Raw genomic sequence first — 24636 nt, 5'->3', positions numbered from 1 at the left:
ACAAAAGGGACAGATAAATGTCTGCCCCCTTTCATAGTTTTTATTCTCTATTACGCTTTCTTTCCGGAAGGCTTTTCCTCTTTCTTTTCTTCCGTATGGTCTGTTTTCTTTTCCTCTGGTTTTTCAGTTTTTTCCGGTTTTTCAAGTTTATCTACTTTACCAAGTAAAGCATCTTCTAAGGTTGCTTCTAATCTGGTCTTATTTAAAAGCAGCTCTTTATTTTCTTTTTCCAGATCCTTTAAAGATTTGGCATCACTTTCCATGCGGATCTGGTTGGAAATCAGTTCATGCTTTAAATCATAGATTTCACGGTCTTTTACCTCTAAATCCTGCTCTAATTTTTCAACCTGATTTTTCGCTTTGAAGTAATCATCTGCAATGTTCAATGCCAGCAATGTGGAACGCATATCACTTGGAATTCTCTTATATTCATCCAGCATTTTAAATTCTGCAATCTTATCATTGATATAAGTTGCTACCTTCTGTAAATACTCCTGACTCTCATATCCGCTTAAAGTATATACTTTTCCATCAATAATCACTTCTGTATTATTTTTTGCTGCCATTTTCATTTCCTCTCTGCGTATCTGCCTAAAAATATTCTCTGACTACTACATATAGCATATTATAGCTATAAATCTGTCGAAAAACAACTATTTTCTTAGCCCTCTATTCCAAAGTGATGATATGCAAATTCTGTTGCGACCCTTCCCTTTGGTGTCCGATTGATAAATCCATTCTTTACAAGATATGGTTCATAAACATCCTCTATGGTTCCGGCATCTTCCCCAATCGCTGCCGCAAGGGTATCCAGCCCTACCGGACCACCCTGGAATTTTTCAATAATCGTAAGCAAAATGTTCCTGTCATTCTGGTCTAATCCCATCTTGTCTACTTCCAGTAAATCCAGTGCAAAGGATGCTACTTCTTTGGTAATTTCACCATTGTACTGCACCTGTGCAAAATCACGCACCCTCTTTAAAAGGCGGTTGGCAAGACGCGGCGTTCCTCTGGAACGGCGTGCCAATTCGATTGCACCTTCCTCATCAATCTTTACCTCTAACTTTTTTGCAGAATGGACAATAATTGTCTTAAGTTCCTCCACATTATAAAATTCCAGATGATGTACCACTCCAAAACGGTCTCTTAAGGGTGCCGATAAAAGTCCGGCTCTGGTAGTGGCACCAACCAGTGTAAAATGCGGTAAATCAAGGCGGATTGAACGGGCAGTTGCGCCTTTTCCCACCATAATGTCAATGACATAATCCTCCATGGCAGGATATAATACTTCCTCTACCTGCCGGTTCAAACGATGAATCTCATCTACAAATAAAATGTCACCTTCTGCAAGATTACTCAAAATAGCTGCCATTTCTCCCGGCTTTCCAATTGCCGGACCGGAAGTGACTTTCATATGTACGCCCATTTCATTGGCAATAATGCCGGCAAGAGTAGTCTTACCAAGTCCCGGAGGACCATAAAACAATACATGGTCTAAGGACTCTCCACGCTGTTTTGCAGCCTCTATATACACTTTAAGATTTGCTTTTGCTTTCTCCTGACCAATATATTCATCCAAGGTCATCGGACGCAGTGTTTTTTCGATTTTGATATCTTCATCCTGCATCTGCGTTGAAATTACACGTTTTTCCATTTTCTGCTCCTCTTATAAGAATGCCATCTGCTTCAAAGCCAGTTTTAAAATATCTTCTACCGAACTGTCTTCCGTAATTTCAATATCACGAAGAACCTTCAAAGCCTCTGTGGAAGAATAACCCAGTGAAACCAGTGCCTCTACCGCTTCATTGCGGATTCCTTTTAAGCCGTTACCAGAAGCAGCTTCCTGTGTATGGCTTAATTTCTGTTCAAAGGCATCCTCTAAACTAAGCTTGTCTTTTAATTCTATAATCAACCGCTGTGCCGTCTTATTTCCAACACCCGGAGCTTTTGCAATTGCTTTTGCATCATCAGATAATACTGCAAAACGCAAATCATCCGTTGACATGACAGAAAGAATTGCCAGTGCACCCTTTGGTCCGATTCCGGATACACCAATCAGCAATTTAAATACATTCAAATCATCTCTGGTAAGAAAACCATATAAAATAAATGCATCCTCTCTGACACAAAGATAAGTATAGATTTTTACTTCTTCGCCAACTCCCGGTAGCAGAGATAATACCTGTCCCGGAATATAAATATTATAGCCGATTCCGCCATTTTCAACGACAATATGATTCTCTGCCACTATTTCGGATAATTCGCCTTTGATATATGAATACATAATCTTCCTCCTACTTCCTTTGCCACAATTCCAATCAGGGCACCCGTCACAAAGCCTGCAATCAATAAAACCGGCATATAGTAAATGACATAGTATGAGCTTACCAGAAATCCTGCTACGATAAGCTGTCCCATATTATGTATGATTCCGCCACAGATACTGACCGTAACTACATGAAAACGGTTTATCCGAATCAGAATAAACATAAGTACAAAGCTTAATAATCCGCCGGCAAGTCCATAACAGATGCTGACCAAATTTCCAAATAAAATTCCGGTAAGCACAATACGAAGCACCGATACACAAAGAGCCTCTCTCCAGCCAATCAGATACAGCATCAGCACCGTAACAAGGTTGGCAAGTCCAAGCTTTACTCCCGGTATTCCAATGGCAAAGGGCAATATTGCTTCCACATAACTTAATATCATGGCCAGTGCCAAAAACACGCCAAGATATGCTACACTTTTCTTCATGCTTTCACCTACCCTGCCACATCATCCAATGTATTTTTCTGCTCACTTTCTACGGTTACTACAACCCGGTTTGGCAGACAGATAATGGATTCTTTATCTTTGGAAATTGCGTTCTGATGCATACACAACTGATCTGGGCAGTTCGCCTCAAGCATATAGGCAGTCCCATTTTCAATCGTTACGATATTGGTAACTTTTCCATCTATTTTAATTGGAATCTCTTTATTTTCTGTCAGGGAATATCTGCCATATTCGCTGCCATTTACCGTAATGATAATCCTGTCACCGCTTTGTAATGCAGAGGTCATTCCTACATAGAAAACTAAAATAACTACTGCAAGCATTCCCAGCAACAGGATATCATTTTTTCCAAAACGACGGTTCATTTACTCTGCAACCTCTCCCATATAATAAAAGCCTTTGCATTCTTTTAAATGTACCGGTACGATAGTTCCAATCATGGATACATCACCCGGCAGATGTACCACTGAGTTATTGGATAATCTTCCGGTTACAAGGCCTTCCTGCTGTTCATCTAATTCTTCGACTAATACATCCTGCACGCTTCCGGTTAATGCTCCGGCTTTCTTTGCGGAAATCTCCTGTACCAGTTTTAACAGCCGGTCAAAACGGTCTTTTATCACATCTTCCGGAATCTGATTTTCCATTTTGGCAGCAGGCGTTCCGGTACGTTTTGAATAAATAAACGTAAACGCGCTGTCATACTCTACCTGTCTTACCACATCCATGGTCTCTAAGAAATCTTCTTCGGTTTCTCCCGGGAATCCTACAATAATGTCGGTTGTAATTGCCAGATCCGGCATTGCTTTTTTGATTTTTTCAACCAGTGCAAGATAATGCTCCTTGTCATAGTGACGGTTCATTTCTTTTAACACTCTGCTGCTGCCGGACTGAAGCGGCAGATGAAGATGTCTGCAGATTTTTTTAGAATTCTTCATTACTTCAATCAGTTCATCGGATAAATCCTTTGGATGGGATGTCATGAACCGGATTCTTTCCAGACCTTCAATCTTTTCTACTTCCTGTAAGAGCTGTGCAAAGGTCACTGGTGTATCTAAGTTCTTTCCATAGGAATTGACATTCTGTCCTAAGAGCATAACTTCTACTACACCATCTGCTACCAATTTTTCAATTTCTCTTATGATATCCTGCGGTTTTCTGCTGCGTTCTCTTCCTCTTACATATGGCACAATACAGTAACTGCAGAAATTATTGCAGCCAAACATAATATTAACACCGGACTTAAAGCTGTATTTCCGCTCTACCGGAAGTTCTTCTACAATTTCTTTCGTATCATCCCAGATGTCAATCACCATTTTCTGCTCTTCAAAGCAGCGTACCAGAAGTTCTGCAAATTTAAAGATATTATGGGTTCCGAAAACCAGGTCTACAAAACGATAGCTCTGTTTTAATTTTTCCACAACCTCCGGTTCCTGCATCATACAGCCGCATAATGCAATCATCATATCTTTATTCTTTTTCTTAAAGCCGCTTAAATATCCCAGACGTCCGTAAACCTTATTGTTGGCATTTTCACGCACTGTACAGGTATTATAAATGACAAAATCTGCTTCCTCGGAATCGGTCTCTTCAAAACCTACGGTCTCTAAAATTCCGCATAACTTTTCGGAATCTCTGGCATTCATCTGGCACCCAAAAGTTGTCACATGAAAGGTAAGCGGTCTGCCTTTCTTCCTGGAAATCTGCGTCACATACTGCTTTGCAAGGTCCATAAAATAAAATTGTCTCTGCGGTTCCATTACCGGAACTTCACCGGTGTGATTTATCTTTTCTATTTCTCTCATTTCTTTTCCTGTTTTCTTAATATTTTTCTTATTATTCTCTGATCTGGCCATCCCCATAAATGATATATTTGGTGGTCGTCAGTGCTTCTAAGCCCATCGGTCCTCTGGCATGCAGCTTCTGGGTACTGATTCCGATTTCTGCCCCAAAGCCAAACTCAAATCCGTCAGTAAAACGTGTGGATGCATTTACATAAACAGCAGCAGCATCAATCTCATTTAAGAACTTCTGTGCATGCTCATAATTATTGGTAATGATTGCTTCCGAATGTCCGGTATTATATTTATTGATATGTGTAATGGCTTCATCAATATCTGAAACTGTCTTTGCAGAAATAATATAATCCAAATATTCGGTGCCCCAGTCTTTTTCTGTTGCAGCCACTGCATCTTTTGTAGCTTTCTGAACTCGCTCATCCCCACGGATTTCTACATGGCTTTCGGATAATTTTGCAGAAAGGCGTGGCATCAGTTCATCTACGATGCTCTCATGCAGCACTAAAGATTCACAGGCATTGCATACACCGATGCGCTGTGTTTTGGCATTATTAATGATATTCACCGCCATATCAAGGTCTGCGGTTTCATCCACATAAATGTGGCAGTTACCGGTACCGGTCTCAATCACCGGAATTGTAGCATTGGCTACCACAGCACGAATCAGTCCGGAGCCACCTCTTGGAATCAGTACATCCACATACTCATTCATTTTCATAAATGCAGTAGCAGTTTCCCGGCTGGTATCTTCGATTAAAGAAAGCACTCCTTCCGGCAGCTGGTTATTACTTAAAGTTTCATTGATGCTCTTTACGATTGCCATATTGGAATGAATGGCATCACTTCCACCTTTTAAAATCACGGTATTTCCAGTTTTAAAGCACAAAGCAAAGGCATCTGCTGTTACATTTGGACGTGATTCATAAATAATTCCAATGACACCTAATGGTACACGCTTCTTTCCAATCATAAGTCCATTCGGGCGCTGTTTCATGGAAAGGACTTCTCCTACCGGATCTTCTAATTCTGCTACCTGGCGGATTCCTTCTGCCATCTGTGCAATACGCTCTTTATTTAACATCAGACGGTCTAAAAGTCCCTGATGCATTCCGGCTTCTCTTCCTGCATCCATATCCTTCTGGTTTGCTGCTAAAATAGCATCGGTATCTTCTACTAAATGTTCTGCAACTTCAAGCAAAATCTTTTCTTTTTCTTTCATGCCCATATTCCGCATGATGACTTCTGCTGCTTTTGCTCTCTTACCTAATTCCTGTAATTCCATAATTCCCTCCTGCTACTTATTTTCGTCTCTGTTATCCGTTACTTTATAAATCTTCTCCGGTGTTACAAGATAATCCATCGGAATATCATAAGCCTCCATAGGTACCTGTTCTGCAAGCTGACAGGATAATGCAATTCCAACCCGGATTACTTTCTTATATTTCTGAAAAAAACGATCATAAAAGCCCTTACCATATCCGCTTCTTCCACCGTTAATATCAAAGACCAGTCCCGGTGTGAATACAATTGTTTTCTCCTGCTCAAGTTCTGCTAAATCCATCGCCGGTATCTCATCCTTTGGCTCCATCACATGAAAATACCCTTCCTGAAAATCATCTGTACGATTGACTTCACAAAAGTCCATTTCTTCTCCACGCACCCGGGGGAAAGCTGCTCTTTTTTGAATACTTTCTTTAAAAAAAGGCAATAAAGAAGCTTCTTTCCCAAGGGGATAATAAAAGAAACAATTTTGTGCTTTCTGAAAGATTTCCCAGGTACTGATATTCTGACAAATCCTTTGGGATTCTTCTCTTACAATATTCTCCGGCATTGCATTTCGCAGTGTCTTATACTTAGTTCTGATGCTTGCCTTTGTTTCCATATTTTTCTCCCAGATTGGTTACCGTTCCATCTGCATTTACCATATCAATATTATCTAACTGTCCCTTCAGATTCCGCTTTACACTTGCTATGTATTCCTTGCGAAGTGCTGCCTGTTCTTCCTTTTCTTCCGGTGTCAGTCCTTCTTTCTGGGATTTATGATATAATTCATTGATTCTTGCTATTGTATTTTCAATCATCTTTTTACCCCATGCTTTCTTCTACATAATCTGCAATATAGAAATCATCATTTTTATTGGCTTTGAAAAAGGTTCCCACCTGTTTTCCTTCGAAAATCTGATGCAGAACTCCCACATCCTTTGCATTGGCAATAATCATATCTGCTCCGGATAAGGTTGCAATCCTTGCTGCCGTTAATTTGGTGGTCATTCCACCGGTACCAACATCACTACCTACTGTATCTCCTGCCATGTTTTCAATCCGGTTATCAATTTTTTCTACTACCGGTATCAATTCTGCTTTTGGATTCTTTCTCGGATCATCCGTATACAACCCGTCAATATCAGATAAAAGAATCAACAAATCTGCTCCTACCAATGAGGCTACAATAGCCGACAGGGAATCGTTATCACCAAACTGCATCTCATAAGTAGATACGGTATCATTTTCATTTACAATTGGTATAATTCCCATTTCAAACAATTCTTCAAAAGTATTCTGGGCATTTTTTCTCGACACGTTATCAACCATAGTTTTTTTTGTCATAAGAACCTGTCCCACATTCTGGTGGTACTCTGAAAAAAGCTTTTGATAAGTCATCATAAGTCTCGCCTGTCCCACTGCCGCACATGCCTGTTTTACAGCTATTTTCTCCGGTCTTTCTTTGAATCCCATGGACTGTCTTCCTACTGCAATAGCCCCGGAGCTGACCAGGCATACATCCATGCCCTGATTCTTAATATCACATAATTCTCTTACCAAACGTTCCAGTTTTAAAAGATTTAATTTTCCAGTCTCTTCGTGTAAAAGAGATGAAGAACCGATTTTTACAATTACACGCTTCTTATTCTTTAATGTTTCACGCAACTGTGTATCCATTTTTCCGCCTCTTAATCATCTACGGCATATTCACTATCTGAATGCCGGTTATAATTTTTTATTAATATGCATACATTTTATACTTTATCATACCTTTCGAAAAAAATCATCTGTAAATTTTATCTTCCTTGTGCTATGCTTGTGCTATATGATTTTAAAAGAACCGGAGTATACATGATGAAAACAAAAAAGACGATATTTTCTTATAAATTAACCTGCAGTTTACTTGCTTTCTTTCTCTTCTTCTGCTCCTTCTCCTTCGTGGGATGCGGACGCAGCAAAGAACCCGTTTCCAAATCTGATTTTTATTTTAATACAGTCATTACCATTACACTATATGGAGAAGAAAATGCTTCTTATATTGATGACTGCTTCAAGCTTGCTTCCCATTATGAGAACCTTTTCAGCAATACCATCGCAGACAGCGATATCAGTAAAATAAACAATGCTGGTGGCACACCGGTTACTGTGGATGATGATACGATTGAATTATTACAAAAAGGTATTTATTATGGTGATTTAAGCCTGGGACAGTTTGATATCACCATTGGTAAATTGTCTTCCCTCTGGGACTTTCCAAATAACAGCGGTACGATTCCATCTGAATCTGATATTGAAGCCACACTTTCCACCATCGACTATCATGCGATTGTTATTAATGGAAACGAAGTTAGTCTTTCCAATCCGGATGCCATGATTGACTTGGGAGGCATCGCCAAAGGTTATATTGCTGATAAAATGAAAGATTATTTAAATGAAAAAGACATTACCTCCGGCATGATTAACCTTGGAGGCAATGTCCTTACGCTGGGTGATAAACCAGATGGAAGCAACTATAATATCGGTATCCAGAAACCATTTTCCGATGACGGCACTGCCATTGCCAGTGTTGAAGTCTCTGATGAAACGGTAGTAAGTTCCGGTGTTTATGAACGTTATTTCTATGTGGGTGATAACTTCTATCACCACATTTTAAATCCGAAAACCGGTTATCCTTATGACAATAACCTGCTGGGTGTCACCATTATCTGTCCGAAATCCGTAGATGGTGACGGACTTTCCACCACCTGTTTTGCTTTAGGATTAGAGGACGGCATGAAGCTGATAGAATCCTTGGATGACACGGAAGCCATTTTTATCACCGACGATTACGAACTTCACACCACTTCCGGCATCGGCAGCAATATTCCATTTCATGAAATGTAAGCCTTTTTCCTGTCAATGCTCCATAACCATATTGTTGACCCAGATTTTCTTCTTTACCATAACATATCCGATGATGCATTTTATAATCTCTATTAACTGACAGGATAAATAAATAGATACAATCGGAAGTCCTGTAAATCTGGTTAACACAAATGCCAGTGGAATATCTACCACCCAGATATAGACACTGTCAAAAAGGAAGGTAATGACTGTCCTGCCACCGGAACGCAGTGTGAAATAGGTTGCATGCATAAATCCATATAACGGCATGCAGGCTGATGCAATCCGGATAAATTGTTTTGCCAGTCCACGCACTTCTTCTGTCGTATTGTATATTCTTGGAAAGAACGGAGCAATTGCAAACATGCAGGCTCCTATAACAAAACAACAAAATACAGAAAATACAATCATCTTGCGGTCCGTATCCACCGCCTCTTCCAATTTACCAGCACCAAGCTGCTGTCCTACAATGATGGATATCGCACTTCCCAACGCAATAAATACAACATTAAAAAGATTGGCTACTGTATTTGATATATTAAATCCAGCTACAACAGCAAGACCTCTTGTGGAATAACACTGCATCAGGACTGCCATTCCTCCAGCCCATAAAGTCTCATTTAAAAGCAATGGTGTTCCTTTTATGATAATCTGTCGTACCAGTGTTCCCGGTATTTTAAAATCACGGTAAGCTCCTACAATAAAATGATTCTTATCTGCTCTCGCATGGGTCCACAAGACAACAATAATGCATTCCACAACTCTTGCCAATACGGTTGCTGCCGCTGCACCTCTTACTCCTAATGCAGGCAGTCCAAATGAACCAAATATTAATACATAGTCAAACATCAGATTTACTGCTACAGAAGCAATTCCGGCTTTCATCGGAAGAACCGTTTCTCCTGTTTCACGTAATGTCTGGGCATATGCCTGAATCAATGCAAAAGGAACCATGGATGGCATTACCGTCTGTAAATACTGTTTTGCATACAATAATGTAGTTTCAATATCTCCCGTGCTTCCTCCTTCATGCAAAAACAGCCGAATTAACGGTTCATTTGCAAAGCCCAATATCAGCATCCATATGACTGCCAAGAAACCACAGGCTACAATTTTAAAACGGAAGGCATCCCGCACTCCTTTATGGTCCCCTTTTCCATAAAACTGTGCCCCAAAAATGCCTGCACCGGATACTGCTCCAAAAATACAGATATTGTAAACCAGCATCAACTGATTGATGATTGCGACACCGGACATCTGCTCCGTTCCAACCAGTCCTACCATGATATTGTCCAAAAGACTCACAAAGTTAGTGATGGCATTCTGTATCATAATTGGAATAGCTACCAGCAGAACCATTTTATAAAAATCTTTATTTCCAATATACTTTTCTCTAAATTTTCTCATATCCAATCCTCATATAACATCAACTACGCAAAACGGGACTGCCAAATCAATGACAATCCCGTTCTTTCTATCACAGAAACGATTATAAAATAATCTTCTTCGGACATTTCTCGGCACAAATGCCACATCCGGTACATTTCTCCTGGTCGATATAAGCCACATTATCTACGACATGAACTGCATCATTTGGACAGTTCTTCTCACAGAGATGACAGCCAATACAACCTACGGAGCAGGCTTTCATAACGTCTTTGCCTTTATCCTTGGAACTGCACTGTACCAGATGCTTTGCTTCATATGGTACCAGCTCAATCAAGTGCTTCGGACAGGCTGCAACACATTTTCCACATGCCTTACATACTTCCTTATCCACCTTTGCAATACCATCTACAACATAGATTGCATCAAACGGACATGCCTTTACACAGTTTCCAAAGCCAAGGCAGCCATAGCTACAGCTCTTTGCTCCGCCGCCCGGAATAAATGCCATAGCAGCACAATCTTCTACTCCGGTATATTCATAATCATGACCGGCTTTTTCACAGGTTCCTGCACATTTTACAAAGGCAACCTGCTTTGCGCCTTCTTCTGCAGCAACTCCCATGATTTCACCGACTTTTGCTGCAACCGGCGCACCACCAACAGGACATCCATTGACCGGGGCATCACCTTTTACAATAGCAGCTGCAAGACCGGAACATCCGGCATAACCACAACCACCACAGTTATTTCCAGGAAGAACACCAACAATTGCTTCTTCCCTTTCATCTACTTCTACTTTGAACTTTTCTCCGGAAACGCCGAGGAAAAATCCAATAAAAAGTCCTACGCCGCCTACAATAACGGCTGCAATAATAATTGCCTGTACACTCATCTTTTCTTTCCTCCTAAATCATTCCTGAGAAGCCCATAAATGCAATGGACATCAGACATGCTGTAATTAATACAATTGCTGTTCCTTTAAATGGCTTAGGGATATCATTATATTCAATTTTTTCACGAATTCCTGCCATAATTGTAATAGCAATAAAGAATCCAAATGCGGTTGCAAAACCGTTTACAACGCCCTCTAAGATACCATACTCTTTGGTTACGTTGGTAAGTGCTACACCTAATACTGCACAGTTGGTTGTAATCAAAGGAAGATACACTCCAAGGCTCTTATAAAGAGCAGGCATGGATTTCTTTAAGAACATTTCTACAAACTGTACCAGCGCTGCGATTACAAGAATAAATACAATAGTCTGTAAATACTGTGTTCCCGTCGGAATCAGTATAAACTTATAAATCAATGAGGTAACAAAGGAGGATATCGTTATGACAAAGATAACGGCTCCACCCATTCCAGCAGCGGTCTCTGTTTTCTTTGATACACCCAAGAAAGGACAGATACCAAGGAACTGGCTTAATACTACGTTATTTACAATGGCTGAACCAATTGCAATCAATAATAATGTCTGCATCTGTCATATTCCTCCTATTCACTTTTTTCCTCTGCATCTGCAGCTTTCTTCTCTTTTTCGCTGCAGGTTGCAGACATGCTGCATCCGGCACAGTCTCCACTGATACAGCCGGCAGGCTCTGCCAGTGGTTTGCCTTTTGCTTCCATCTTCTGACGAACAATACTCATTAAAGCAACTAAGAATGCCAGTACCAAGAATGCACCCGGTGCCATAACAAAGATATTGATTGGTGTATACCATTTCAGTGAAAGAATCTGGAATCCAAACAACTGTCCTGCACCTAAAATCTCACGGACAATACCGATACAGGTTAATCCGAAGGTAAATCCAAGTCCCATACCAACACCGTCTAAGATAGACAATACAGGTGGATTTTTAGATGCATAGCTTTCTGCTCGTCCAAGGATAATACAGTTAACAACAATAAGAGGGATATATACACCAAGCTGTTTAGCCAGTGCCGGTGTATAAGCCTTCATAATAAATTCTACAATGGTTACCAAAGATGCTACGATAACAATGTATGCCGGCATTCTGACACCATTTGGAATTGCTTTACGGAATAAGGAAATCAACAGGTTAGAGAAAATCAATACCACTGTTGTAGATAATCCCATTCCCAGTGCATTCATTGCTGATGTTGTTACTGCCAGTGTCGGACACATACCAAGCATCAGTACAAAGGTAGGATTTTCTTTAATCAATCCGTTATATACGCGTTCTAAATACTTATTCATTATTCAGCGCCTCCTTCCAATTCATTCTGGAAGTATGTAATGCAGGCATTTACACCATTGGTCATTGCTTTTGATGTAATGGTTGCACCGGAAATTGCTTCAATCTCGTTATCAGCAGATGGTGCCTGTTTCACAACGGTAAAGCTGTCTACATTCTTATTCTTATACTGTTTGGAGAAGTCTTCTGTCTTTGCCTTGTCTCCAAGTCCAGGTGTCTCTGACATACTGGTAACGGAATAGCCGTTTACGGTTCCATCATTCTTTATGCCAACAGAAAATGTGATATTACCCTGGCTTCCGTCTTTAGCTGTTACAGTAATCACATAGCCTAATACATTGCCATCTTTATCTAATGCTTCCTGCACACCATTGATTTCATCACTGTAACCATTCTGCTCTAACAGGCTGGCTGCGGCTTCTGCATCAAAATCATAGGTGGAAAAAGAATCTGCATCTTCAAACACTGCTTTGTATGCAGCCTGTGCAGTTGCCTCTTCTGCCTTTGCAATCGGATCCTTGGTAATCTCATATACCAGTCCAAGAATAAATCCGATTACTACGGTAAATACGGTTAAAATCAACGCGTCATGTACAATCTTCTTATTCATGCTGCTTTGCCTCCTTTACCTGTCCAAAGGCCTTTGGAATTGTAATCCTTTCAATCATAGGAACCAGAAGGTTGCTTAAAATAATTGCAAAGGATACACCTTCTGCGTTTGCTCCAAAGATACGGAATAATCCGGTAAGAATACCTAAAAGAATTCCATATAAAATCTGTCCCTTCGGTGTGATTGGTGATGTTACATAGTCGGTTGCCATAAAGAATGCACCAAGCATTAATCCACCACCACAAAGCTCAGCAACGATATAGTCGATGTCAAAGCCATGTCCGCCGAACAAGCTGATAAATATTATAAATGTAATGATATAGGTTCCCGGAATCCGAAGTGTAATGACACCCATCAGGATTAAGAACATTGCTCCAATTAAGATAGCAATAGCGGATGTCTCTCCGATGGTTCCGGTGGTCTTACCAATTAACATATTCATGGTATTAACAGCTCCAACACCCTGTTCTCTGATCAGAGCCAGTGGAGTTGCTCCTGAATATCCATCTACGGTAAAGTTTGTCATGTCTGCGGCAAATGCTATCAGTAAAAAGCATCTTGCACCCAGTGCCGGGTTCATAAAGTTCTGTCCCAGTCCGCCAAACATCATTTTAACAATAACGATTGCAAATACACTGCCGATTACAGCTTCCCACCATGGAAGGGATGCCGGCAGGTTTAATGCAAGTAACAGTCCGGTAACTACCGCACTTAAATCACTGACGGTATTCTTCTTATGTACAATCAGATTGAAAATCCACTCTGATGCAATACAGCTTGCAACAGATACCAAAATCAATACTGCTGCTTTATATCCAAAATTAACAATACCAAATATACTTGTTGGAAGCAGAGCTATAATTACATAAAGCATGATTCTGCTTGTTGTATCTTTGGCTCGTACATGTGGTGATGATGATACATGATATAACTCACTCACAATAGTCCACCTCTTTCTTTGTTATTTATTTTTTTTCTTTTCAGCAAGAACCTGTTTTTTCATTGTCTTAATAAGCTGTGCTAACGGACGTTTTGCCGGGCAGATAAAACTGCAGCTTCCACATTCCACGCACTCAAGACCATGCCATTTTTCAAATCCTGCCATATCTCCATGCTCTGAGAATTTAGATAATCTGGATGGAACAATCTGTTCCGGACATGCTTCTACGCAACGACCACAATTGATGCATGCTGTTGCATCTGCATCTGCTTCTGCCACTTCATCTTTGGTCATACAAAGGAGTGCTGAAGTAGTCTTGGTTGTCGGCACATCTAATCCGAACATGGAAAAGCCCATCATTGGTCCACCGGAAATAATTTTCTCCGGCTGCTCTTTAAATCCACCGGCAGCATCTAAAAGCTCCTGGAAACTGGTTCCGATTAAGAACTCAAAGTTACCCGGCTCTTCTACTGCATCACCAGTAACTGTAAAGATTCTGCTTGTAACAGGTTTTCCTTCTTTTACTGCATGGTATACGGCAACCATGGTTGCAACATTATCTACGATACATCCTGCATCTGCCGGAAGCATCTTGGAATTAATTGCACGTTTGGTTACTGCATAAATAAGCTGACGTTCACCACCCTGTGGATATTTTGTCATAAGAGGTGCGACCTCCATACGAGGCTCATCTTTCGTTAATTCTAATAATTTTGCGATACAATCCGGTTTATTATTCTCGACTGCAAATACACCCTTGGCATGTTCAAACATACTGAGAATGATACGCATGCCTTCTACCAGTTCTTCCGTGTGATCTAACATGATGCGGTAATCAGATGTCAGATATGGTTCACACTCTGCACAGTTGGCAATAATATAGTCGATTTTTTCCGGTTCCTTCGGAGATAATTTTACGTGGGTTGGGAATCCTGCTCCACCCATACCAACAACTCCCGCTTCTTTTATACGGTTAATAATTTCTTCTTTGGAAAGAGCACTGACGTCTTCTACTGCCTGATACTCTACCTCATTAAATTCACCATCGCTTTCAATTACAATGGAGTTCACCATATCACCTGTTGGAACTCTTCTTGGCTCAATTTTCTTAACAGTTCCGGATACGGACGCATGGATTGGTGCAGATACAAAGCCGCCTGCTTCTGCTATCTTCTGCCCCTTCAAAACGGTATCTCCTACCGCTACGATTGGTGTTGCCGGTGCTCCAATATGCTGCGATAATGGATATACCAGTTCACCTTTGGGTAATAATTCACGTATTGGCTTATCTTTTGATAAATCCTTTCCTTCGAAAGGATGGACGCCACCTTTAAATGTCATTAAACCCATCTTATGTGCCCCTCTTTCTATGATAGTATTGTACTGCATATGCAATGCATTTAACATAAAATGTATTATAACACAAATTAGTTTTTTTTGACACACTAAAAAGATTTTTTCTCAATATTTTTGTCGATTTTAAACAAGGAATGATTACTTTTTTCCCATACATCGTGTATAATAAAAAAATAACAGGAGGACAGATATGAAAACAATTGTACATGAAATTCCATATAGTCCGGCTTCGAATTTAGATGAGGAAATATTCACTGCTTCCTCTGTCTTTTTCGATATCGAAACTACCGGATTTTCCCCGGCTCATACCAGTCTTTATCTGATTGGATGTGCCTATCACATAGAACAGATGCTTTATATCAAACAGTTTTTTGCCGAAACACCGGAAGAAGAAAAAGAAGTACTTGAGCAGTTTCTTTTGCTATTAGACGGTTTTGATACAATTATCACTTTCAATGGAATCGGCTTTGATATTCCTTATCTGAAAGCAAAATGCAATACTTATGAATGTAACGAGCACTTTGCTGATTTTACTTATGTGGATATTTTCAAATCCATTTCCCAGATAAAGCATATTCTCCAGCTGCCAAATTACAAGCAGAAGACCATCGAAGCTTTTCTTGGTATTGGCAGGGATGACTTATATTCCGGCGGTGAATTGATTGAGATCTATCATTCGTATACCAAGGAACCACGTCCGGATAAATTGGAAATTCTTCTGCTCCACAACTACGAAGATGTTCTGGATATGCCTGCATTACTTCCCGTCTTATCCTATGTCCATCTGTTTTACGGACAGTATTTATCCTGCAGTGCTTCTGTTTCCGAATATACAGATTATAAGCAGCAGGAAAAGAAAGAACTGATTCTTTCTATTGAGCCGGAATTTCCATTTCCAAAGCATATTTCCTGCCGCATAGGTTCTGTTTATTTCTATGCAAAGGGCAAAAAATGCACCCTCTCCGTCCATTTAGAAGAGGATGCCCTGAAATATTTCTTTCCAAATTATAAGGATTATTATTATCTTCCGGCTGAAGATACTGCAATGCACAAAAGTGTAGCATCATATGTCGATAAAGAACACCGCAGACAGGCTACCGCTGCCACCTGCTATACCCGGCATGAAGGAAGCTTTCTTCCACAGTACGAAGAGCTTATTTCTCCTTCTTTTAAACACGACTATAAGGAAAAAATTTCTTACTTTGAACTTACGGAAAAATTTCTTTCATCGCCGGAGCTTATCAAAAGTTATGTAAATCACTTGTTAGACGCTATAAAAAACAAGAAAATTAAGTGATACCTACATTATACGCCGCAGTGTGCATCCTCGCGGAGCGTTTTTTACTTTACAGGAAAGCAATTTCCTGTAAAAAAAGACCTCTTTCCCAATTTTGAGAACGAGGTCTTTACTATGTCATTATTATTTCTGAAAGAAAAATGACTGATGCCTTTTTAAATTCAACTCACGATAATTCATAATCTGCTCTGTACTTCCGATAAATAACATTCCATCTTTTGCCAAAGAATCATAGAACTTGCGATAAATCTCGTCTTTTGCTTCTTCTGTAAAATAAATTACTACATTTCTGCAGACAATCAAATGACAACCTGATGGATATGGATCCCGCAAAAGATTATGTTCCCGAAATTCTACATGCTTTTTGATTTCATCGGAAATCTTATAGGATTTTCCTACCTGTGTAAAATACTTACGCTTCAAATCATCCGGTACAGATTCAATGCTCTTTTCGTTATAAAGTCCAACTCTTGCTTTCTCAAGTACCTGTTTATCAATATCAGTAGCAATTATATGTATCTGGTTCAGCGGAACATGCTTTGATAAAGCCATTACAAGAGAGTATGGCTCATCTCCGGTAGAACACGCTGCACTCCAGATTTTCAAATTGCTGCCAAACTGTTTTATAAGTGCCGGGAAAACCTCTTCGTCCAAAAACTTCCACTGTTCCGGGTTCCGGTAAAATTCTGAAACATTAATAGTCAGGAAATTAATAAACTGGTCAAACTTCTCTTTATCTGTATGAAGCAGATGTACATACTCATCATAGGACTGAGCCTTATTCTTTACCAAAAGGCTGTCAATCCTACGACGCATCTGTTTCTCTTTGTAAGCATTTAAGTCAATCGTGGTCATTGCATATATATCTTTTTTAAACTTTTCATAGCCTTCAAACATATATGCTACCTCCTACCTTATTATTCTTCTGTAGGAACTTCTTCTGTATTAGCTTCCTCTTCTGGCAGAAGCGCTTTCATGCTTAAGCTGATTTTCTTGTCTTCTTCATTAAAGTCAACTACTTTAGCTTCTACTTCCTGACCTACTTTTAATACATCAGAAGGTTTCTCAACATGCTCTTTAGAAATCTGGGATACATGAAGTAATGCATCTACTCCAGGAGCTAATTCTACGAATGCACCAAAGTCTGTCATTCTTGCAACAACACCTGTTACCACATTACCTACTGCATATTTCTCTGCAGCATTATTCCAAGGATTCTCATCCTCAAATTTCATGCTCAGTGCAATCTTACTCTCATTGATATCTTTGATGAATACTTTTACAGTATCGCCAACTTTGAATACTTTCTTAGGACTTTCAACACGTCCCCAGGACATTTCAGAAATATGTAACAGTCCGTCTGCTCCACCAAGGTCGATGAATGCACCAAAGTCTGTTACGTTCTTTACTGTACCTTCTACAACATCACCAACATGGATTCTCTCCATGAGTTCTTTCTGTTTTTCAGCTTTCTCTGCTACTAAAAGCTGTTTTCTGTCACCAATAATTCTTCTCTTTCTTGGGTTGAACTCAGTGATTACAAATGAAATTTCCTGTCCTTCATACTTAGATAAATCTTTCTCGTAAGTATCTGATACAAGGCTTGCAGGAATAAATACTCTTGCTTCGTCAACTACAACACTTAATCCACCGGATAATACCTGTGTAACCTTTGCGGTAAGCACTTCCTGATTGTTGAATGCTTCCTCTAAACGCTTGCTTCCTTTTTCAGCAGCAAGACGTTTGTAAGTAAGAAGTACCTGTCCTTCTCCATCATTCACCTTTAAAACTTTGGCTTCCATAGTGTCACCTACGGATACAACGGTGGTCAGGTCTACATTTGCTTCGTTCGTATATTCATTACGTGTAATAATTCCGTCTGACTTATATCCAATATTAAGGATGATCTCATCTGGCTTAACACCGATAACGACGCCTTCGACTACCTCTCCATTTCTTATTGTTTTAAAAGATTCTTCCAACATTTGTTCAAAACTCATTTCTGACATTATTTTGAACCTCCTCAATAATTTTATTTGGGGTAGATGCCCCTGCGGTAATACCTACGTTATCAATGGTCCGAAGTACTGCCGGATCCAAATCATCTATGGTTTGTATATAGTAAGTATTTGCACATTCGTTTTTACATATTTCAAATAACTTCTGTGTGTTGGAACTGCTCCTCCCACCAACCACAATCATCGCTTCAACTTCTTTTGCCAAAGCCCTCGACTGGGTCTGCCGCTCTTCCGTTGCATTACAGATTGTATTTAAAACAATTATATCATAACCTTTTTTATTTATAATTTCAACTAATTCTTGAAATTTATTGTAGTTAAATGTCGTTTGTGATACGATACAAACCTTTTTTCCTGCTGAAACCCGGAAATTTTCTGCTGCTTCCCTCGTTCCAATTACCGTAATTTCCTCTTCATTTCCCCATCCACGGATTCCTTCTACCTCCGGATGGCTGGCATTTCCGATAATTACAACATGATAACCGGCATCTCCATATTCCCGTACATGACGATGTATCTTCTTTACAAAAGGACAGGTGGCATCCACGATATGGTAACCGGCATTTTCTAATGTCTGATATATTTTTTCGCCTACACCATGGGAACGGATGACGATGGTTCCTTTTTCTGATTCTTCTATTTCTGAAATATCATGGATTACGGTTACGCCCTTTGCCTCTAAATCCTTTACCACTTCTTCATTATGAATAATCGGTCCGTAAGTATAAATCGGGTCTTTTATTCCATCCTTTGTTTCATCGTTTGTTTCAAGCTGTGCATAAACCATATCTACTGCACGCTTTACGCCAAAGCAGAAACCTGCACTTTTTGCAACTCTGACATTTTTCATATTAACATTTTTCCCTATAAATATTTTTGATGGTTTCTACCACTTCTTCAATTCCCATATCCGAAGAATCTACAAGAATGGCATCTTCTGCCTGCTTTAATGGTGAAATTTCCCGATGCATATCCTGATAATCACGGTCCGCAATATCTTTTTTAATCACTTCCAAGTCACAGGCAGCACCTTTTTCCTGCAATTCCTGATATCTTCTCTCGGCTCTTGTTTCAACACTTGCAGTAAGATAAATCTTTACCTGGGCATTCGGCAGCACACAGGTTCCGATATCTCTTCCATCCATGATAACATCTTTATCTGCTGCAAGCTTCTGCTGTAATTCAACCAGTTTTGTGCGGACTTCCTTATAAACACTGGTGGCAGATGCCATTTTTCCAACTTCTTCTTTCCGGATTTCTTTGCTGACATTCTCACCGTTTAAAAGCACCTGCTGTTCTCCGTTCTCATAGGCAATAGATACTTCCACGGTTTTACAGGCATCTGAAATTGCTGCCTCATCTTCCTTTGCAATGCCATTTCTCATAAAATACAATGCCATACTCCGATACATGGCTCCTGTATCTACATATATAAAAGAAAGTTCCTTTGCAAGCTGTTTTGCTATAGTGCTTTTTCCGGCTCCTGCCGGTCCGTCGATTGCTATATTAAAGCTCATTTCTCATCCTCCGATTTTTCTGCTTTTTTATTCTCTTTATTCATTTCCAATGCTGCTTCCTGCCAGATATCCGGTAGACCAGGCAATCTGCAGATTAAAGCCGCCGGTAAATGCATCCAAATCCAATACCTCTCCGGCAAAATAAAGATGCTTTGTTAATTTTGATTCCATGGTCGATGGATTTACTTCTTTTACAGAAACACCGCCCTTTGTAATAATGGCTTCCGAAAAGCCCCGTAAACCAGTCAGTGTAACCGGGAACTTCTTTGTCAAGTCCACCAGTCGCTGCCGTTCCTCTTTGGTTACTTCATTGACACGCTTTTCTGCTGGAATCTTAGCAAGTCTTAAAATAATCGGCAGGAATTTGGACGGATATAATTTTTCAATTCCATGAATCACCTGCCGGTTCTTTGCCTCTTCAAAGTCCCTTAAAATTCTGTGATCTAACTGTTCTTCCGAGAGTGCCGGTTTCCAGTCAATGTATAATTGCAACGGCTGTTTTCTTACTGCATCATTTACCACACTGCTGGCGCTTAACATCAGAGGTCCACTTACGCCAAAATGGGTAAATAACATTTCTCCAAAAGCTTCATACAAAAGCTTTTTGCCCTGATAAATGCTCGCCTTTACATTTTTCAACGATAGCCCCTGCAATTCTTTGACATATTCCTCTTCTGCGTTAAAAGGCACAAGGGATGGACTGCAGGTTTTTATGGTATGTCCGCAGGCTTCTGCAAAACGATAACCATCCCCGGTAGAACCGGTAGATGCATAAGAACAGCCGCCTGTTGCAATAACTACTGCATCTGCCGGCATTTTCTTTCCCTCTGCAGTAATTACTCCATGTACACAATTCTCCGATACCATAAGCTTTTCTACCGCTGTATGATACATAATCTTTACTTTATGTGCATCCAGGGAGCGTTTTAAGGCTGCAATGACATCCGATGAATGGTCTGATACCGGAAATACACGGTTTCCCCGTTCCACCTTTACCGGTGTTCCATTCTGTTCAAAGAAATCCATGACCCGGAAATTGTCATAAGAATAGATTGCGCTGTATAAGAACTTGGAATTCCTTGGAATGTTTGAAAATAGTTCTTCCGTATCACATGCATTGGTAAGGTTGCATCTTCCTTTTCCGGTAATGAATAATTTTTTCCCGATTTTCTCATTGCGTTCTAACAATACGACCTGATGTCCCTGTTCTGCTGCAGCAATTGCCGCAAAGCAGCCCGCCGGTCCACCGCCGATTACAAGTACCTTACTCATCTGCATCTCCTAATTTGGCATATCTCATTTTGATTTTATCATCAATATAATTAATTTCATCATTTTCATATACCTGGTATTCATTCCAGATATCCTCCAGGGTCTCCAATGTCTTGGCAACCTCACCCTGCTTCTTCATACACAGAGCAACAATCAGTGCGTTGATAACACTAAGCGGTGCCACCAGAGAATCCACAATAGATGCCATATCACTTCTTGCAATCAGATTACAGGAAGAATATAAATTCATTGGGGAATGCACACTATCTGTTAATGTAATTACTTTTGCATTCCGGTTATTGGCAAATTCCATTGCCTTTAAGGTACGCATGGAATATCTTGGAAAACTGATTCCGATAATGACATCATCCTTACTGATTCGCACCATCTGTTCAAATAATTCACTGGAATTATTGGTCTGAAGCAATGTTACATTTTCAAACATCAGATTAAAGTAAAACGCCATAAAAGCTGCCAGTGGAGCGCAGCTTCGTATTCCAACAATATAAATATGTTTTGCTTTGATAATGGTATCTACTGCCAGTTCAAAAGCATGCTCATCAATATGTTCCAAGGTATCCTTAATTTTCTCCTGATCCGACTGCAATACCGTTTCTAATATATGCGACTGGCTGATTCTTCCATAAGTCACTTCCATACGCTGAATGGAGTTGAGCTTATTCCGAACCATCTCCTCTAAAGCCTTCTGAAATTCCGGATAACCCTTATAGCCTAAATGTGTAGCAAATCGTACTACAGTCGATTCGCTCACACCTACTACCTGTCCCATTTTTGCTGCCGTAAGAAATACCGCCTTATCATAATTATCCGTAATATAGGTTGCTAATATTTTCTGTCCTTTGCTTAAACTTCCATAACATTCGTTGATTCGACTGGTCAAATCATTGGTATTCCCATTCATAGTTCCTTCTTCTCGATTCTACAAATATTTTGCATTTTTTATGTCGTTTTAACATCTTTTTGCAGGATTTTCGTCAGTTTCCATGTCGTCTGGCAATTTCCTGCTTCTGCTTGGAGGCGACATAAGTCCCCAAGTCGAGATTTGCCTGCTTTACCGTACATCCTACAATCACTTTCGTTTCATCTACCGGCTCCTGACGAACAGCCATACCGGATAACTGCACTTTAAGCCTGCTTGCTTTATCTTCAAACGTCAAATGAAACGGTCCCATGGAAAGATAATTCATATCCGGCATCCCCACAAATGACACTCCGGTAGCACTGATATCCTTCACAACCACAGAACGATTTGCTCTTGTACTGTCAATGGACAACATTCCATCCAGTCCCAGATACTGGCGATACGCCTGTCTGCGGTTCCATTTTATTCCTTCACGCTTGCATACAATTGCATGATATTTTTCTTTTCCTGCCTGGACGGTCTGCATTCTGCACCCCTCCCATATCAGCGGTTTGATTCCATCTTCCATATAAATTACACTGATATGCACCTTATCTCCGGAAAAATTAATAATTTTTCCATCATAACGTATTGGCTCAATTAATAAAATGCCTTCTTTTCCAAAAGCAACTGTACTATCATATTCTGCTGAAGCATTCTCCACTTTCACCAGCACCTGCACCGGCTCCCCTGTCCCCAATTCATACAGTTTCATTGTCCTTCACCTTTTTCCTCTCCAAATACCGTGAAAGAACTGCCACAATATTTTCAAATGCTTTGCAATTAAAATTGTCTACCCCATGACAAATCATGACTTCATCATAGCAATCTTTTGTCCTCTTGTCCATAGAATTTTTATGTAATTCTGATATTCCATTATACCAATCAAAAGGAAAACAGCTACAGACATATTTGTCTGTAGCCGCTTCTTTACTGCTATAGATAGCAAGGTACCCTATACCGGATATGCTCCGTTCTTTGTATCTGCAATTGTTGTATCAACTTTCGTCTGCTGTGCCTGACGATATTTGAAGAACTCAGTAGCAACCTGTGGGAATAATGCATAAGATAATACATCTTCATCCTGCTGTTTGTACTGTTTCATTTCAGCTTCAATCTTATCTAGTTCAGGCTCAAGTAAGTCTGCCGGACGGCAGGTAATTGCCTTATCTTTATCAGCACCGAGAACCTTATCCACAACTTCCGGATTGAAAGGTTTAACAGTCTGACCATATTTTCCAAGAAGAATATCCTTGGTCTCTTTGGTAGCAACTTTGTAACGTTCTCCCATTAATACGTTAAATACAGCCTGTGTACCAACAATCTGGGAAGAAGGTGTAACAAGTGGTGGCTCACCAAGGTCTTTACGAACACGAGGTACTTCAGCCAGTACTTCTTCGTATTTATCTTCCTGTCCCTGCTCTTTTAACTGGGAAATCAGGTTGGATAACATTCCACCCGGTACCTGATATAATAAAGTCTTGATATTAACACCAAGTACCTTTGGATTCATCAGACCGCTGTCTAATGCTTCCTCACGCATTGGGCGGAAGTAATCAGCGATTTCAGCCAGTTTGTTCTGGTCAAGACCGGTATCATACTGTGTTCCCTTGAATGCTTCTACCATAACTTCGGTTGCAGGCTGGCTGGTTCCAAGTGCAAATGGTGACATTGCGGTATCGATAATGTCACATCCAGCTTCTACTGCTTTCATGTATGTCATGGAAGCAACACCGGAAGTATAATGTGTATGCAGTTCGATTGGAAGGCTGGTTGAAGATTTCAGAGCCTGAATCAGTTCGGTTGCTTTCTGAGGAACTAAAAGTCCTGCCATATCCTTAATACATAAGGAATCAGCACCCATGTCTTCTACTCTCTTTGCCATTTCCATCCAGTAATCCAAGGTGTAAGCATCTCCTAATGTATAGGATAATGCAACCTGAGCATGTCCTTTTTCTTTGTTACATGCTGTTACTGCTGTCTGAAGGTTACGAACATCATTTAAGCAGTCAAAAATACGGATAATATCAATTCCGTTTGCAATAGATTTCTGTACGAAATACTCAACCACATCATCTGCATATGGACGATATCCTAAGATATTCTGTCCACGGAACAGCATCTGAAGTTTAGTTTTCTTAAATCCATCTCTTAATTTACGAAGTCTCTCCCATGGATCTTCCTTTAAGAAACGAAGGCAGGCATCAAATGTTGCTCCACCCCAGCACTCTACTGCATAATATCCAACTTCATCCATTTTCGGGATAATTGGAAGCATCTGTTCTGTTGTCATTCTAGTTGCAATCAGAGACTGATGTGCATCACGAAGAACAGTTTCTGTAATTTTTAAAGGTTTTTTCATTTCTTCTGACATTT

General features: G+C 40.0%; 27 protein-coding genes. 2 read left to right on the top strand and 25 right to left on the bottom strand.

Annotated elements, in window-relative coordinates; all coding sequences use genetic code 11:
• Positions 1–50: 50 nt before the first annotated feature.
• The 10 genes from DV740_RS02675 to proB form a co-directional block, all read right to left on the bottom strand.
• Entirely contained in the window at positions 51–566 is a 516-nt protein-coding gene (locus tag DV740_RS02675; RefSeq protein WP_117698409.1) for a cell division protein ZapA, read from the bottom strand.
• Positions 567–661: 95 nt separating this feature from the next.
• Positions 662–1654, bottom strand: coding sequence for a Holliday junction branch migration DNA helicase RuvB (ruvB, locus tag DV740_RS02670; protein ID WP_022243755.1), 993 nt, complete (start codon positions 1652–1654; stop codon positions 662–664).
• Between the two features lie 12 nt (positions 1655–1666).
• Positions 1667–2284 (bottom strand): Holliday junction branch migration protein RuvA, encoded by a 618-nt coding sequence (gene ruvA / locus DV740_RS02665; protein ID WP_118087432.1) that lies wholly within the window; start codon positions 2282–2284, stop codon positions 1667–1669.
• Positions 2248–2757, bottom strand: coding sequence for a Gx transporter family protein (locus DV740_RS02660; protein WP_118057426.1), 510 nt, complete (start codon positions 2755–2757; stop codon positions 2248–2250). Before DV740_RS02660 ends, ruvA begins: the two co-directional genes overlap by 37 nt.
• An 8-nt stretch (positions 2758–2765) precedes the next feature.
• Positions 2766–3143: a NusG domain II-containing protein gene (locus DV740_RS02655; RefSeq protein ID WP_118087431.1), complete on the bottom strand. Its 378-nt coding sequence runs from the start codon at positions 3141–3143 to the stop codon at positions 2766–2768.
• On the bottom strand, positions 3144–4583 hold the full coding sequence (gene miaB / locus DV740_RS02650) for a tRNA (N6-isopentenyl adenosine(37)-C2)-methylthiotransferase MiaB (protein ID WP_117841245.1): 1440 nt from the start codon (positions 4581–4583) through the stop codon (positions 3144–3146).
• 31 nt (positions 4584–4614) lie between these two features.
• Positions 4615–5859, bottom strand: coding sequence for a glutamate-5-semialdehyde dehydrogenase (locus DV740_RS02645; protein WP_118057425.1), 1245 nt, complete (start codon positions 5857–5859; stop codon positions 4615–4617).
• Positions 5860–5871: 12 nt separating this feature from the next.
• Positions 5872–6459: a 5-formyltetrahydrofolate cyclo-ligase gene (locus DV740_RS02640; protein WP_118087430.1), complete on the bottom strand. Its 588-nt coding sequence runs from the start codon at positions 6457–6459 to the stop codon at positions 5872–5874.
• Positions 6431–6658 carry a DUF896 domain-containing protein gene (locus tag DV740_RS02635; protein WP_117946917.1) on the bottom strand — a complete coding sequence of 76 codons (228 nt, stop codon included), beginning with the start codon at positions 6656–6658 and terminating at the stop codon, positions 6431–6433. The genes DV740_RS02640 and DV740_RS02635 overlap by 29 nt, the downstream gene beginning before the upstream one ends.
• A gap of 4 nt (positions 6659–6662) precedes the next feature.
• Positions 6663–7517, bottom strand: coding sequence for a glutamate 5-kinase (gene proB, locus DV740_RS02630; RefSeq protein WP_118087429.1), 855 nt, complete (start codon positions 7515–7517; stop codon positions 6663–6665).
• 174 nt (positions 7518–7691) lie between these two features.
• Here proB and DV740_RS02625 point away from each other — a divergent pair, with 174 nt between their 5' ends.
• On the top strand, positions 7692–8723 hold the full coding sequence (locus tag DV740_RS02625) for an FAD:protein FMN transferase (RefSeq protein ID WP_330415574.1): 1032 nt from the start codon (positions 7692–7694) through the stop codon (positions 8721–8723).
• Between the two features lie 12 nt (positions 8724–8735).
• On the opposite strand, the gene DV740_RS02620 is transcribed toward DV740_RS02625, so the two are convergent.
• The 7 genes from DV740_RS02620 to rsxC all read right to left on the bottom strand — a co-directional run bounded on the left by DV740_RS02620 (position 8736) and on the right by rsxC (position 15228).
• Entirely contained in the window at positions 8736–10130 is a 1395-nt protein-coding gene (locus DV740_RS02620; RefSeq protein WP_118087427.1) for an MATE family efflux transporter, read from the bottom strand.
• An 82-nt stretch (positions 10131–10212) separates the two neighbouring features.
• Entirely contained in the window at positions 10213–11004 is a 792-nt protein-coding gene (locus tag DV740_RS02615) for an RnfABCDGE type electron transport complex subunit B (RefSeq protein WP_118087426.1), read from the bottom strand.
• 13 nt (positions 11005–11017) lie between these two features.
• Complete coding sequence (gene rsxA, locus DV740_RS02610) at positions 11018–11593, bottom strand: electron transport complex subunit RsxA (protein WP_022243743.1); 576 nt, start codon at positions 11591–11593, stop codon at positions 11018–11020.
• A gap of 14 nt (positions 11594–11607) precedes the next feature.
• A complete protein-coding gene (gene rsxE / locus DV740_RS02605; RefSeq protein WP_022243742.1) occupies positions 11608–12330 on the bottom strand; it encodes an electron transport complex subunit RsxE in 723 nt (240 codons plus the stop codon).
• A complete protein-coding gene (locus DV740_RS02600) occupies positions 12330–12938 on the bottom strand; it encodes an RnfABCDGE type electron transport complex subunit G (RefSeq protein WP_117841015.1) in 609 nt (202 codons plus the stop codon). The genes rsxE and DV740_RS02600 overlap by 1 nt, the downstream gene beginning before the upstream one ends.
• Positions 12931–13878: an RnfABCDGE type electron transport complex subunit D gene (locus DV740_RS02595; RefSeq protein WP_118087425.1), complete on the bottom strand. Its 948-nt coding sequence runs from the start codon at positions 13876–13878 to the stop codon at positions 12931–12933. The genes DV740_RS02600 and DV740_RS02595 overlap by 8 nt, the downstream gene beginning before the upstream one ends.
• Positions 13879–13899: 21 nt before the next feature.
• The gene (rsxC, locus tag DV740_RS02590; RefSeq protein WP_118087424.1) at positions 13900–15228 is read right to left on the bottom strand and encodes an electron transport complex subunit RsxC; all 1329 of its coding nucleotides are present in this window, start codon (positions 15226–15228) and stop codon (positions 13900–13902) included.
• A 196-nt stretch (positions 15229–15424) separates the two neighbouring features.
• On the opposite strand from rsxC, the gene DV740_RS02585 reads away from it, so the two are divergent.
• Positions 15425–16531, top strand: coding sequence for a ribonuclease H-like domain-containing protein (locus DV740_RS02585; protein WP_118087423.1), 1107 nt, complete (start codon positions 15425–15427; stop codon positions 16529–16531).
• A 123-nt stretch (positions 16532–16654) separates the two neighbouring features.
• Here the strand turns inward: DV740_RS02585 and DV740_RS02580 are convergent, their stop codons facing one another.
• The 8 genes from DV740_RS02580 to DV740_RS02545 form a co-directional block, all read right to left on the bottom strand.
• Positions 16655–17428, bottom strand: a complete 774-nt coding sequence (locus DV740_RS02580; protein WP_022243737.1) for a CheR family methyltransferase — start codon at positions 17426–17428, stop codon at positions 16655–16657.
• Between the two features lie 20 nt (positions 17429–17448).
• Positions 17449–18540: a 30S ribosomal protein S1 gene (gene rpsA, locus DV740_RS02575; RefSeq protein WP_118087422.1), complete on the bottom strand. Its 1092-nt coding sequence runs from the start codon at positions 18538–18540 to the stop codon at positions 17449–17451.
• Positions 18521–19399 (bottom strand): 4-hydroxy-3-methylbut-2-enyl diphosphate reductase, encoded by an 879-nt coding sequence (gene ispH / locus DV740_RS02570; RefSeq protein WP_118087421.1) that lies wholly within the window; start codon positions 19397–19399, stop codon positions 18521–18523. Before ispH ends, rpsA begins: the two co-directional genes overlap by 20 nt.
• A 1-nt stretch (position 19400) precedes the next feature.
• Entirely contained in the window at positions 19401–20066 is a 666-nt protein-coding gene (gene cmk, locus DV740_RS02565; RefSeq protein WP_118056733.1) for a (d)CMP kinase, read from the bottom strand.
• A 36-nt stretch (positions 20067–20102) separates the two neighbouring features.
• Positions 20103–21338, bottom strand: coding sequence for an NAD(P)/FAD-dependent oxidoreductase (locus DV740_RS02560; RefSeq protein WP_117841010.1), 1236 nt, complete (start codon positions 21336–21338; stop codon positions 20103–20105).
• A complete protein-coding gene (locus tag DV740_RS02555) occupies positions 21331–22260 on the bottom strand; it encodes a MurR/RpiR family transcriptional regulator (RefSeq protein ID WP_022243732.1) in 930 nt (309 codons plus the stop codon). The genes DV740_RS02560 and DV740_RS02555 overlap by 8 nt, the downstream gene beginning before the upstream one ends.
• 73 nt (positions 22261–22333) lie before the next feature.
• Positions 22334–22975 carry a hypothetical protein gene (locus DV740_RS02550; protein WP_117841009.1) on the bottom strand — a complete coding sequence of 214 codons (642 nt, stop codon included), beginning with the start codon at positions 22973–22975 and terminating at the stop codon, positions 22334–22336.
• A gap of 240 nt (positions 22976–23215) precedes the next feature.
• Positions 23216–24634, bottom strand: a complete 1419-nt coding sequence (locus tag DV740_RS02545) for an oxaloacetate decarboxylase subunit alpha (RefSeq protein ID WP_022243730.1) — start codon at positions 24632–24634, stop codon at positions 23216–23218.
• Positions 24635–24636: the final 2 nt, after the last annotated feature.

Source organism: Roseburia sp. AF02-12 (assembly GCF_003461765.1).
In the GTDB taxonomy this organism is placed as follows: Bacteria; Bacillota; Clostridia; order Lachnospirales; family Lachnospiraceae; genus Roseburia_C; species Roseburia_C amylophila.
Note: the sequence above shows the minus strand (reverse complement) of the source record. Positions and strands in the feature narration are given on the sequence as shown.

Bases quoted from the DNA above. Each gene is read 5' to 3' on its own strand.
- DV740_RS02675 (WP_117698409.1), bottom strand. From the start codon at position 566: ATGGCAGCAAAAAATAATACAGAAGTGATTATTGATGGAAAAGTATAT.
- ruvB (WP_022243755.1), bottom strand. From the start codon at position 1,654: ATGGAAAAACGTGTAATTTCAACGCAGATGCAGGATGAAGATATCAAA.
- ruvA (WP_118087432.1), bottom strand. From the start codon at position 2,284: ATGTATTCATATATCAAAGGCGAATTATCCGAAATAGTGGCAGAGAAT.
- DV740_RS02660 (WP_118057426.1), bottom strand. From the start codon at position 2,757: ATGAAGAAAAGTGTAGCATATCTTGGCGTGTTTTTGGCACTGGCCATG.
- DV740_RS02655 (WP_118087431.1), bottom strand. From the start codon at position 3,143: ATGAACCGTCGTTTTGGAAAAAATGATATCCTGTTGCTGGGAATGCTT.
- miaB (WP_117841245.1), bottom strand. From the start codon at position 4,583: ATGAGAGAAATAGAAAAGATAAATCACACCGGTGAAGTTCCGGTAATG.
- DV740_RS02645 (WP_118057425.1), bottom strand. From the start codon at position 5,859: ATGGAATTACAGGAATTAGGTAAGAGAGCAAAAGCAGCAGAAGTCATC.
- DV740_RS02640 (WP_118087430.1), bottom strand. From the start codon at position 6,459: ATGGAAACAAAGGCAAGCATCAGAACTAAGTATAAGACACTGCGAAAT.
- DV740_RS02635 (WP_117946917.1), bottom strand. From the start codon at position 6,658: ATGATTGAAAATACAATAGCAAGAATCAATGAATTATATCATAAATCC.
- proB (WP_118087429.1), bottom strand. From the start codon at position 7,517: ATGGATACACAGTTGCGTGAAACATTAAAGAATAAGAAGCGTGTAATT.
- DV740_RS02625 (WP_330415574.1), top strand. From the start codon at position 7,692: ATGATGAAAACAAAAAAGACGATATTTTCTTATAAATTAACCTGCAGT.
- DV740_RS02620 (WP_118087427.1), bottom strand. From the start codon at position 10,130: ATGAGAAAATTTAGAGAAAAGTATATTGGAAATAAAGATTTTTATAAA.
- DV740_RS02615 (WP_118087426.1), bottom strand. From the start codon at position 11,004: ATGAGTGTACAGGCAATTATTATTGCAGCCGTTATTGTAGGCGGCGTA.
- rsxA (WP_022243743.1), bottom strand. From the start codon at position 11,593: ATGCAGACATTATTATTGATTGCAATTGGTTCAGCCATTGTAAATAAC.
- rsxE (WP_022243742.1), bottom strand. From the start codon at position 12,330: ATGAATAAGTATTTAGAACGCGTATATAACGGATTGATTAAAGAAAAT.
- DV740_RS02600 (WP_117841015.1), bottom strand. From the start codon at position 12,938: ATGAATAAGAAGATTGTACATGACGCGTTGATTTTAACCGTATTTACC.
- rsxC (WP_118087424.1), bottom strand. From the start codon at position 15,228: ATGGGTTTAATGACATTTAAAGGTGGCGTCCATCCTTTCGAAGGAAAG.
- DV740_RS02585 (WP_118087423.1), top strand. From the start codon at position 15,425: ATGAAAACAATTGTACATGAAATTCCATATAGTCCGGCTTCGAATTTA.
- DV740_RS02580 (WP_022243737.1), bottom strand. From the start codon at position 17,428: ATGTTTGAAGGCTATGAAAAGTTTAAAAAAGATATATATGCAATGACC.
- rpsA (WP_118087422.1), bottom strand. From the start codon at position 18,540: ATGTCAGAAATGAGTTTTGAACAAATGTTGGAAGAATCTTTTAAAACA.
- ispH (WP_118087421.1), bottom strand. From the start codon at position 19,399: ATGAAAAATGTCAGAGTTGCAAAAAGTGCAGGTTTCTGCTTTGGCGTA.
- cmk (WP_118056733.1), bottom strand. From the start codon at position 20,066: ATGAGCTTTAATATAGCAATCGACGGACCGGCAGGAGCCGGAAAAAGC.
- DV740_RS02560 (WP_117841010.1), bottom strand. From the start codon at position 21,338: ATGAGTAAGGTACTTGTAATCGGCGGTGGACCGGCGGGCTGCTTTGCG.
- DV740_RS02555 (WP_022243732.1), bottom strand. From the start codon at position 22,260: ATGAATGGGAATACCAATGATTTGACCAGTCGAATCAACGAATGTTAT.
- DV740_RS02550 (WP_117841009.1), bottom strand. From the start codon at position 22,975: ATGAAACTGTATGAATTGGGGACAGGGGAGCCGGTGCAGGTGCTGGTG.
- DV740_RS02545 (WP_022243730.1), bottom strand. From the start codon at position 24,634: ATGTCAGAAGAAATGAAAAAACCTTTAAAAATTACAGAAACTGTTCTT.